Origin of the sequence: Sphingobium sp. D43FB (assembly GCF_002312805.1) — a bacterium.
Classification (GTDB): Bacteria; Pseudomonadota; Alphaproteobacteria; order Sphingomonadales; family Sphingomonadaceae; genus Sphingobium.
Window position 1 is genome coordinate 84,553 of the sequence record NZ_NMUA01000004.1, and the last position, 11,196, is coordinate 95,748.

The window sequence follows — 11,196 nt, forward strand, 5'->3', positions numbered from 1 at the left end:
AGAGGGGCGATGAAGCGGTTTAGCTGACCCGCTTCATCCGCACTGCGCGGCCGCCTTCGACCTTGCCCATGAAACTGCCCATGGCGGCGCGTTTGAGTTCGATCTTCTGTCCGACCTTGGGGTCGCGCGCGCTGATCGCTTCGGTGGTGGCCCACACAGCGCCATCTTCCAGCCCGATCTGCCACTTGCCATAGCCCAGGCTGCGGACCGACGTGATCACCGCCTCGATCTGATCGACGCCGTCCACCTTCGCCTCGCCACTGTCATCCTCTTCGCCGCCACCCAGAAATGGCAGCTTGGGGAAGGAAAAACCGAATAGCGTCTTGCGCGTCTTGTTAAGTTCGCTCTTGTCCAACACCACCACTTCGTCGCGCTGCGCAGCGGCGTCGATCGCGCCGACCTGACGGTCGAAACAGGCCAATCGCTCTGCATCCTGCGTGATGGATCGGCATTGCAGCAGGTCGGTGAAAATCTCCGGCCGGGGCTGCTGACGCTGCGGCGCGGCGCTCGCGCTGACCGTAGTGAGGCACAAAAACACGCCCATCAGTCCGGTGTTCAAGCGCTTCATGCCGTCTCTCCTCTTCAATCGACCCGTCCACGCCCTAGCATGCATCGGCTGAAAACAAGGTCAATATATCGCAGGATCGCCACGGTCAGTCGCGTCTGCGCCATTTTCAGTCGAGCAGGATCGACGCGCAGACATCAATGGATCGCAACAGGGCGCATTCGCGAAATTATGTTACTAATCAGCCGTAAAACAGCTCTAGCACGCGCTTGTTGCATTTATGATACAGCCCCATTCAAAAGCGGTGAATGCCCTTTTCCCGCGCTTTACAGCGCCCTGCTCCCCGCGCAGTTTCGCGGCCATGCATATGGGGGGATCGCTGTCGGGCACCTTATCCCTCCGTAGGTACATAGAGTGGCAGGTCATCTGCCAACCTCCAGAGCAAGGGACTGGACCGTGAAGACATTTTCAAAGAGGGCACTTCTGCGTGCCAGCGCCGCACCGGCGATCCTGGGCGCGTCGCTGATCGCAACCGCCGCATTCGCACAGGAAGCGCCGCAGGCCGCTGGTGCAGAAGCGGGCGACACCATCATCGTTACCGGTTCGTTGATCCGCAATCCGAACCTGGTACGTTCGACCCCGGTAACGGCGACCACCGCCGACCAGATCGAACTGAAGCAGAACAACACCGCTGAAGAAGTTCTCCGCGAAATTCCGGGTATCGTTCCCAGCGTCGGTTCGGCCGTCAACAACGGCAATGGCGGCGCTTCGTTCGTCAACCTTCGCAACCTGGGTGAAAACCGCAACGTCGTGCTGATCGATGGCAACCGTCTGGTTCCCGCCGAACTGAACGGCCTGTTCGATCTTAACAACATCCCGCTGGCCCTGATCGAGCGCGTCGAAGTGCTGACCGGTGGTGCATCGACCACCTATGGCGCGGATGCGATCTCCGGCGTGGTGAACTTCATCACCAAGTCCGACTTTGCCGGCATGGAAGCCAATATTGCCAATCAGATCACCGAACAGGGTGATGGCAATTACGTGCGCGCCGACCTGACCTTGGGTGCGAATTTCGACGATGGCCGCGGCAACGTCGTGTTCTCGGTCGGCTATCAGCAGTCCGACCCAGTCTATCAGGGCGATCGTCCTTTCGCCGTCTCCGCGATCGATTCGTTCAGCGGTGCAAGCGGTGGTTCGGGCACGTCGACCCCTTCGCGTTTCACCAACGTCAACACGACCGGCGCTGATTCGATCACCACGGGTTGCGGTGAAGCAGGCCAGGTTGCGTGTAACGCTGTCCAGGGCAACCGTCAGGTTACTGCCGCTGGTGGCGCGTTCCGTCCGACTTCGGCGTTCGATGCCTACAACTTCAACCCCTTCAACATCTTCCAGACGCCGTTCGAACGTTTCAACATGTACGCTGCGGGTCGCTACGAAGTCAGCGACGCGGTGGAAGTCTACTCGCGCGGTATCTTCTCGAAGAACACCGTCAGCACGATCATTGCCCCGTCCGGTGCCTTCGGCATCGCGGTCGATGTTCCGCTGAGCAATCCTTATCTATCGGCTGCACAGCGTAACGCATTCTGCGCATTCGATACCAATCCCGGTGTCGGTTACACGGCACGCTTCACGCAAGCCCAGTGCGATGCCGCAGCGACGGCTCAGCCGACCCTGGCCGACGGCACGGCTAACCCAGACTATCGCACGGTTTCCACCGTACTGTCGCGTCGCGCGACAGAATTGGGCCCGCGCATTTCGGACTTCACCACCACTTTCTTCGATTACAAGATCGGCGCGCGTGGCGGTATCACCGATTCGATCGATTGGGATGTTTCGGGTGCCTATGGCGAATCCGAAAACGTGCAGACCCAGCAGGGTTACTGGCTGAACTCGCGCGTGCGTCAGGCGGTGCAGGCTACCAATACAACGACCTGCCTTGATGACTCCAACGGTTGCGTCCCGCTCAACATCTTCGGCCCTGACGGTTCGATCACCGACGAACAGAATGCTTTTCTGAACGCGGACAGCCAGATCATCACCAAGACCTCGCTGGCGCAGGTCAAGGGAACCATCAGCGGCGATGTTGGCTTCGCTGCGCCTTGGGCGAGCGATCAGGTCGCCTTCGCGATCGGCGGCGAATATCGCAAATATGGTGCCAGCCAGGTATCCGATCTGCTCTCGCAGTCGGGCGATCTGGGCGGTGCTGGCGGTGCGGCTCCGAACATCGACGGCGGCTACGAAGTCTATGAAGCCTTTGGTGAGTTGATCTTGCCGCTGGTTCAGGACAAGCCGTTCTTCCAGGATCTGACGCTCGAAGCCGGTATCCGCTATTCGGATTACAAGATCGATGCCGCAGGTGCTTCGGGCTACAACACCACGACCTGGAAAGCTGGCGGTAGCTGGACCCCGGTTGATGGTATCAAGATCCGCGGCAACTATGCTCGTGCGGTTCGTGCGCCTAACATTGCCGAATTGTTCGCGCCGTTGAACACGGTTCTCACCAACTTGGACGTCGATCCTTGCGCTGGTTCGGCACCGGCCCAGAATGCGGACCTGCGCGCAGTGTGTATTGCACAAGGCGCTCCTGCCGCACTGATCGGTTCGATCACGAACGATCCTGCTGGTCAGGTGAATACGACGACGGGCGGCAACCTCAACGTTGGTCCTGAAAAGTCGAACAGCTACACCATCGGCGCTGTTCTCCAGCCGACCTTCGCGCCCGGTCTCAGCCTGACGGTCGACTATTACAACATCAAGATCACTGGTGCGATCACCAGCCCGACCCCTGGTGACGTAATCGATGCGTGCTTCGACAATGTCACTGCTGCCAGCGCGACCAGCGAGGCCTGCACGGTCATCCGTCGTAACCCGGCCACGGGTGAACTGTTCGGTGAAGCTGCGACCACGCCCGGCCTGTTCCAGCCCTTGTCGAACCTTGGCAAGCTGGCAACCGACGGCATCGACGTCTCGCTGAACTACAACAAGGACCTGGGCTTCACCAACTGGGCGCTGGCTGCCACCGGCAACTGGACGAACAGCTCGACCTTCCAGGCGACCCCGACCTCGATCAACCGCGAATGCGTTGGCCTCTATTCGGTCAACTGCGCGTCGATCCAGCCGGAATTCTCCTGGTCGGTTCGCAACACCTTCAGCTTCAAGTCGTTCGACTTGTCGGTGCTGTGGCGCTATATCGATGGCGTGAAGTATGAAGACGGCGACGCCTTCGTTGGCACGCTGAACGGCAAGGATGTGGACTTCAACACCATCCCGGCCGAGCATTATTTCGACCTCACCGGTCGTTTCCATGCTTCGGATGAAGTCACGATCACGATGACCGTTCAGAACCTGCTCGACAACCAGCCCAAGGTTGTCGGTAACTCGATCGGCTCGACCAGCTACAACAGCGGCAACGTCTATCCGTCGACCTACGACGCGCTGGGCCGTCGCTTCACCGTGGCTGCCAAGCTGCGCTTCTGATCCTTTTGGATCGAGCATGAAAAGAAAGGGGCCGGTGGCGACACCGGCCCCTTTTCTTATGGGCTGACAACTGTGGTTGACGTGACGATTGATCCGTTCGGTTGATGTCTAGGGAAGCAGCGGCCGTGGCAATGCTTCTGAAATGCCGATATTGTGCGCGATCACGCGCGCCCAATGACCCACTTTTTCAACTTCGTCAGCATATAGGCTGATAGCCTGTTGCGCATCGCGCTGACGTTGCCCGGTGCCAAACTCGCTCCCCGTTTTGGCATCCCGCGTAAATACCGGCCCGCTCACGATCGCGGCGATGGTGTCCGCGTCGATGGCGAGGTCGAACAATTTTGCCAAACTTGCAAGAACGTCCTGCGGCCGTGAGATCAGGACGTCGCTGTTAAGCGTAGCGACCCTGGAACCCAGCTTGTCGCATAAAGACTGAAACTGGAGCTGTTGGGCGAGCCAGCCTGCGGCCGCGACCTGTATATCGGTCAGGCCAAGATAGTCCGTAGGCGCTATCCCCAAGGCTTTGAGCATTCCCTCATTCATCAGCTTGCCGAACAGGTCGCGCACCCAAAGCCGCCCCGCCAGCCCTTTGCGTGCGATCGAAGCGAGATAAGCGTCGAGCGGCGCATGGAGCAGCACTGCGCGCGCGTCAGGCCGTAATGCCATGATCGCCGGGATCAGGGGATTGACGATATTGGACGGCTTGACGACGATCGCCTCGCCCATGGCGAAGGGTCTGGCCAGCAACCGCAGGCTTTCGTCCAGAACGCGCGCGACGTCCGGGCCTTTTGCGCCACGATGTCGCCAGCCGACGATGTCGTTGAGCAGCACCGGTTCCTTCAGGCCCATCGCAATACCCGGCAGGTCTACCGCAGCAGCCAGAAGCGTCGAGCAGCAATAAGCGGAATGGAAGATGAAATGGATCGGGCCCGGTGGCGGCGCGAGCGTCATCGCATCGCTCCGCCGGACGATCAGCGGCGATCCGGCGCTCGGTAGATTGTCATCCGTCAGGAAAGGAATGGCGGCATGATGGGCGCGGGGCACGTCCACGAAATGAAAGGCATCATGGCCCGGATCGTATCGATGGGCCAGCCACTGGGCTGTGGCCATGGCATTGGCCAAGGGCGGAAAAGCGGCGTTCATACGCATCTACTTTCGCATGCGCGCACCAGCCGCACAAGCCGGGCTTATTCCCCTGCTTGCTACTCCCCGGTCTTATGGTAGCCATGGTCAGCAATAGCTGGGGGGCTTTATGGATGAGACGGTCGGACGATTGGTGCAGCAAGCCGGGGACTTGCGGCGGCGAGGGCATGGGGCTGACGCCGCAATATTGCTCGGCCAGGCGCTTGCCCGCCAACCTAGCGATCCCCAGACGCTCAACCTGCTAGGTCTGATCGCGCTCGACCATCGCGACTTTGCCAATGCCGCCACCCATTTTCTGGGCGCTGCGCAGGCCGACCCGAATGAGGCGGCGCTCTGGATGAACCTTGCTTCGGCCCATCGCGGCCTGGACGACGCGCCAGGAGAAAGAGCGGCACTCGACCGCGCACTCGCCATCGATCAGCGCAACCTGATGGCGCAAATCCGCATGGCGCAATTGCAACAGCGACTGGGCGAGGATCAGGATGCTGCGAGCAGTTGGAGCAAAGTCCTGGCGCTCGCCGCCGCATTGACGGACATTCCGGCACCACTGGCTGACACGCTGGCCGATGCGCGCCGCTTCGTGAGCGATCATCAGGCGCGCTTCGCGGCCTATATCGAGGCAGGGGTTGCGGAACCGCTGGGCAGCGCCGATCCGACCGCGCGTCGGCGATTTCAGGCTTGCCTTGACCGTGAGTTCGGACGGCGGATCATTCACCAAAATCATTGTTCGGGCCTGCACTATCCCTTCCTGCCGGCCGACGAATATTTCGATCGCCACCATTTCCCCTGGATGGCGCAGTTGGAGGCGCAAACCGAGGTCATCCGCGCGGAGTTTCTGGCGATGGTGGCGCGCGACGGTGGCAACATCCGTCCCTATGTGCGGCAGGATGCCGGAACGCCCCTGAACAAGTGGACGGCGCTGGACGGTTCGCTCGACTGGGGGGCAGCCTTTCTGTGGGAATATGGGGTCCGTAACGAAGCCGTGTGTGCGGCCTGTCCTCAAACCGTGGCGGCGCTGGAAGCGCTACCCCGCGCCGATATTCCAGGGCGGGCACCGTCGGCTTTCTTTTCCTTGCTGAAGCCCAAAAGCCATATTCCCGCGCATACCGGCGTTACGAATACCCGCGCCATCGTCCACCTGCCGCTGATCGTTCCGCCGGGTTGCTTATTCCGCGTCGGCGACGAAACCAGGGCATGGGAAGAGGGTGTAGCCTTCGCCTTCGACGACACGATTGATCATGAAGCCTGGAATGAATCCGATCATCTGCGCGTGGTGCTGATATTCGACGTGTGGAACCCGCATTTGTCGCTTGCGGAGCAGCAGCTATTAAAGCAATTCTATGCCACAGCCGATGCGAGTAAGGCAGACAAGATGTTGCCCCGTATCTGATGGACGGCATGGCGGATGGCCCATAGTGCAGGGACACCGCCACCGCCTTTTCGAGGAGATTTGCAGTGCGATTTATCAAGGCAATGATGGCGTCGGGCCTGATCGTCATGGCGCTTCCCGCGCTCGCGCAGGAAGCGCCGCAGCTGGACAAAAATGATCCCAACGCTACCCGCTGCCGCAAGTTCGCCGTGACGGGATCGCTGGTGAAGAAGGAGCGGGTTTGCCGCACCAACGCCGAATGGCGCAAGATCAGCGAGCAGCAGAACCGCGACGCAGACGATCTGATTTCGCGCAGCCGGGCGGGCATGAACCCGAACGGCTGATCCGGGTGGGGAAGGGCGTTGCGGTCGATCGCAACGCCCTCGTCCTTTAGCTGACCCCCAGCACCAGCGCGCCATCACCATCTTCGACCCGCACGGTCGATCCGTCGGGCACCTGGCCGCGCAGGATCATGTCGGCCAGGGGGTCTTGCAGATAGCGTTGCACCGCGCGCTTCAACGGCCGCGCGCCATAGACCGGATCATAGCCGACGCGGCCGAGCCAGGCGCGGGCGCCGTCTGTCAGGTCGAGCGTGATCTTGCGGTCCTTGAGCAGCTTGCCGACCCGCGCCACCTGAATGTCCACGATCGGGGCCATATGCGCGGCCCCTAAGCGGTGGAACAGGATGACCTCGTCCAGACGGTTGAGGAATTCAGGCCGAAAATGGCCGCGCACGACCTCCATCACCTGATCCTCGACCTTTTCGACCGGCTCGTCGTCGGCGAGGCCTGCGATATATTGGCTGCCCAGATTCGATGTCAGCACGATGATCGTGTTGGTGAAATCGACCGTGCGGCCCTGCCCATCGGTCAGGCGGCCGTCGTCCAGCACCTGGAGCAGGATGTTGAAGACGTCGCCATGGGCTTTCTCGACCTCATCGAACAGGACGACCTGATAGGGACGACGGCGCACGGCTTCGGTCAGGACGCCGCCTTCCTCATAGCCGACATAGCCCGGAGGCGCGCCGATCAGCCGGGCGACGCTATGCTTCTCCATGAACTCGCTCATGTCGATGCGGACCATCGCATTGTCGTCGTCGAATAGGAAGCCGGCCAGCGCCTTGGTCAGCTCGGTCTTGCCGACGCCCGTGGGGCCGAGGAACAGGAAGCTGCCGAGCGGCCGGTTGGGGTCTTGTAGTCCCGCGCGGGCGCGGCGGACGGCGGTCGATACGGCACGGACGGCATGAGCCTGGCCGATGACGCGCTTGCCCAGCGTCTCCTCCATCGCGAGTAATTTCTCGCGCTCGCCGGTCAGCATCCGTTCGACCGGGATGCCGGTCCAGCGGGCGACGACGCCAGCGATGTCTTCGGCGGTCACTTCCTCGCGCAGCATCGCGCCTTCCGACGCGGTGGCCGCTTCGGCCAGCCGCTTTTCCAGCGCCGGGATGGTGCCATAGGACAGCTCGCTCATCTTCGCGAGATCGCCCGCGCGCTGCGCCTGTTCCAGTTCCAGCCGGGCGGCGTCGAGCTGTTCCTTGATCTTGGCTTCGCCCGCAATCTTGTCCTTTTCCGCCTGCCAACGGCTGGTCAGTTCGCTCGACTGCTGCTCCAGATTGGCAAGGTCGGCTTCCAGCGCGGACAGTCGGTCCTTGGAGGGCTGGTCGCTCTCCTTCTTGAGCGCCTCCCGCTCGATCTTGAGCTGGATGATGCGGCGGTCGAGATTCTCGATCTCTTCGGGCTTGGACTCCACCTCCATGCGCAGGCGCGAGGCGGCCTCGTCCATCAGGTCGATCGCCTTGTCGGGCAGGAAGCGGTCGGTGATGTAGCGGTTGGAGAGCGTTGCCGCCGACACGATCGCACCGTCGGTGATCCGCACGCCATGATGCAGTTCATATTTTTCCTTGAGGCCGCGCAGGATCGAGATGGTGTCCTCGACCGTCGGTTCGCCGACGAATACGGGCTGGAACCGCCGCTGGAGCGCGGGGTCTTTCTCGACATATTTGCGATATTCATCGAGCGTGGTCGCGCCGATGCAGTGCAACTCACCGCGCGCGAGGGCGGGCTTCAAGAGATTGCCCGCGTCCATCGCGCCTTCGGATTTTCCCGCGCCGATCAACTGGTGCATTTCGTCGATGAAGAGGACGACATGGCCCTCGGCGGCCTTCACTTCGTCCAGCACGCCCTTTAGCCGTTCCTCGAACTCGCCGCGATATTTGGCGCCGGCGATCAACGCGCCCATGTCGAGCGCCATCAGCGTGCGGTCCTTGAGCGTGTCGGGCACGTCGCCATTGGCGATGCGCAGCGCCAGCCCTTCGGCGATGGCGGTCTTGCCGACACCCGGTTCGCCGATCAGGACAGGGTTGTTCTTGGTCCGGCGGGCGAGAATCTGGACAGTGCGGCGGATTTCTTCGTCGCGGCCGATAACGGGATCGAGCTTGCCGTCACGCGCGGCTTGCGTCAGGTCGCGGGCGAATTTCTTGAGCGCGTCATAGCGATCCTCCGCGCCCGCCGTGTCGGCGGTGCGGCCCTGGCGCAGGCTGTTGATCGCGGCGTTGAGCGCTTCGGGCTTCACGCCGGCAGCCGCCAACGCCTTGCCCGCCGCCGTGGTGGTGGCCAGCGTGAGCGCGAGGAGCAGCCGCTCGACGGTGACGAAGCTGTCGCCCGCCTTGGCTGCGACCTGTTCGGCCGAGTCCAGCACGCGCACTATGTCATTGTCGAGGCCCGGCGTCTGTTGCGCGCCGCTGCCTGAGACGGCGGGGATTTTCGCCAGCGCCGCGTCGGTTTCGCGCAGCGCCGTGGGCGCGTCGCCGCCAGCCGCCTTGATGAGGCCCGATGCCATGCCCTGCTCATCCTCCAGCAGCGCCTTCAACAGATGGTCCGGGCTGATCCGCTGATGGTTCATGCGGATCGCGACGGTCTGCGCCGATTGCAGGAAGCCTTTGGCGCGGTCGGTGAATTTTTCGAGGTTCATAACATGCCCTTCGTAATGCTGCCCCTCATGTGGTGTTGCCCAAAAACCACACAAGGGGCGATACGCAATTTCCGCAGGCGCGTGACTTATTTGGGCATCGGCGCCTTGGGCTGCTCAGCGGCAAAGGCGTCGCCGAAGAAATCCTGCGCATACCAGCATGGTGCTTCCGGCGCGTCGGCGATCTGGCGGGCGATGGCATAGTTGACGCGGGCGAATTTCGCGGCGGCATCCCAGTTGAAAGGCAGGTCGATCTGGTCGGATGGCTGGTGATATTGGGTCTTGAGGAAATGTTCGAACGCGGCTTTGCCTGGCCCGGCGAAACCGGTCATCAGGAACACGGCGGGCACGCCTTCCTGCACGAAGCGATAATGGTCGGAACGGGTGAAGAGGCCTTCGGCAGGCAGCGGATCGGGCGAGAGGGCGACGCCGACCGATTGGGCGGCGCGGTCGACGATCGGGCCGAGCGTCGAATGTTCCGCGCCAAAGGCCACGACATCCTGAAAATCATAGGTCAGGATCGGCATGTCGAGATTGACGACGCCGACCAGCTTGCCGCCTGCGGGCAGGACCGGATGTTTGGCGAGATATTGCGAGCCGAGCAGGCCGTCCTCTTCCGCGGTGACGGCAGCGAACAGGATCGAGCGTTTGGGCCGTGCGCCGCCTTCGGTAAAGGCCTTCGCCACCGCCAGCATGGTCGCGGTGCCCGATGCATTGTCCATCGCGCCGTTATAGATTTTGTCGTCGCCCTTCGCGCTGTCCTTGACGCCATTATGGTCGAGATGGGCCATCAGCAGCACATATTCATGGGCGAGCGCCGGATCGGAGCCGGGCAGCACGGCCAGCACATTGGCCGAGGGAGCGGTACTGACGGAACTGGCGCGCTCCAGCGTGACGAGCGGCTTGAGGGCAAAGCCCTTGGGGCGGCCGCCCTTCTTGCCCGCCTGCTTCAGGATGGCGGCGAGACTGCCGCGCGATCCGGCGAAGAGCGCGTCGGCGGCCGGGCCATGGACCGTGGCCGTGGCGCGGATGGCAGGCGTGCGGACATAGGGCTGGCCCTGCCCGTCGATCCAGCTGACGACCGGATCGTTGCTGCGCTCGCGCAACTTGTCCCAGGGCATGCGGGCGAGCAGGCTGGGGCTGGGCAGGGTGATGAGGCCGATGGCCCCGGCCTTCTGCGCCGCCAGCGCCTTTTCAGCGGCAAGATGCGCGCCGACTTCGCTCGGCATGCCGACGGGTGAGCCGGAGAGGGCGACGGCGAATTTGCCCTTTAGGTCCAGCCCGGCATAATCGTCGATCTTCTCGCGGTCCGATTGCAGGCCATAGCCGACGAACACGGCCCCGGCGGCGATGCTCTGCTTGGCTTCGCGGCCGAAGCCGCCGATGGCGACATCGGTGCCATTGGCGAAACGCTGGCCGCCAATGGTGAGCGCGGCGGGTGCGCTCTTGTCGAGATCGGCCAATGCCAGCGTGACCGGCTGATACCAGCTATCCTTGACCGCTTGGGTCAGGCCGAGCGCCGCAAAGCGGGCGGCGACGAAGCGGGCGGCGATGTCATAGCCGCGCGTGCCCGCGTCGCGTCCTTCGAGCAGGTCGTCGGCGAGGAATGTCACGTCGGCGCGGATCGCGTCGGGCGAGAAGGTCGGTTCCTGAGCGAAAGCCGGGGCGGCGAGGGCAAGCAGGGAGACGAGGACGGGAAGGCGAAAGCGCATGGGTTACTCTTTTAACGTCGATG

Annotated in this window: 7 protein-coding genes; 3 read left to right on the forward strand and 4 right to left on the reverse strand. The window is 62.4% G+C overall.

Annotated features, from left to right (window positions below; translation table 11 throughout):
• Positions 1 to 19: 19 nt before the first annotated feature.
• The gene (locus SxD43FB_RS05235; protein ID WP_176482676.1) at positions 20 to 568 is read right to left on the reverse strand and encodes a hypothetical protein; all 549 of its coding nucleotides are present in this window, start codon (positions 566 to 568) and stop codon (positions 20 to 22) included.
• Between the two features lie 393 nt (positions 569 to 961).
• Here SxD43FB_RS05235 and SxD43FB_RS05240 point away from each other — a divergent pair, with 393 nt between their 5' ends.
• Positions 962 to 3,982: a TonB-dependent receptor gene (locus tag SxD43FB_RS05240; RefSeq protein WP_096061282.1), complete on the forward strand. Its 3,021-nt coding sequence runs from the start codon at positions 962 to 964 to the stop codon at positions 3,980 to 3,982.
• A 108-nt stretch (positions 3,983 to 4,090) separates the two neighbouring features.
• Here the strand turns inward: SxD43FB_RS05240 and SxD43FB_RS05245 are convergent, their stop codons facing one another.
• Positions 4,091 to 5,131 carry a hypothetical protein gene (locus SxD43FB_RS05245; protein ID WP_255245604.1) on the reverse strand — a complete coding sequence of 347 codons (1,041 nt, stop codon included), beginning with the start codon at positions 5,129 to 5,131 and terminating at the stop codon, positions 4,091 to 4,093.
• 103 nt (positions 5,132 to 5,234) lie between these two features.
• Here SxD43FB_RS05245 and SxD43FB_RS05250 point away from each other — a divergent pair, with 103 nt between their 5' ends.
• Positions 5,235 to 6,515 (forward strand): aspartyl/asparaginyl beta-hydroxylase domain-containing protein, encoded by a 1,281-nt coding sequence (locus SxD43FB_RS05250; RefSeq protein WP_176482677.1) that lies wholly within the window; start codon positions 5,235 to 5,237, stop codon positions 6,513 to 6,515.
• A gap of 65 nt (positions 6,516 to 6,580) precedes the next feature.
• Positions 6,581 to 6,838 carry a hypothetical protein gene (locus SxD43FB_RS05255; protein ID WP_255245605.1) on the forward strand — a complete coding sequence of 86 codons (258 nt, stop codon included), beginning with the start codon at positions 6,581 to 6,583 and terminating at the stop codon, positions 6,836 to 6,838.
• Positions 6,839 to 6,884: 46 nt separating this feature from the next.
• Here the strand turns inward: SxD43FB_RS05255 and clpB are convergent, their stop codons facing one another.
• Positions 6,885 to 9,464 carry an ATP-dependent chaperone ClpB gene (gene clpB, locus SxD43FB_RS05260; RefSeq protein ID WP_096061285.1) on the reverse strand — a complete coding sequence of 860 codons (2,580 nt, stop codon included), beginning with the start codon at positions 9,462 to 9,464 and terminating at the stop codon, positions 6,885 to 6,887.
• 86 nt (positions 9,465 to 9,550) lie between these two features.
• Positions 9,551 to 11,173 (reverse strand): M28 family metallopeptidase, encoded by a 1,623-nt coding sequence (locus tag SxD43FB_RS05265; RefSeq protein ID WP_096061286.1) that lies wholly within the window; start codon positions 11,171 to 11,173, stop codon positions 9,551 to 9,553.
• Positions 11,174 to 11,196 lie beyond the last annotated feature (23 nt).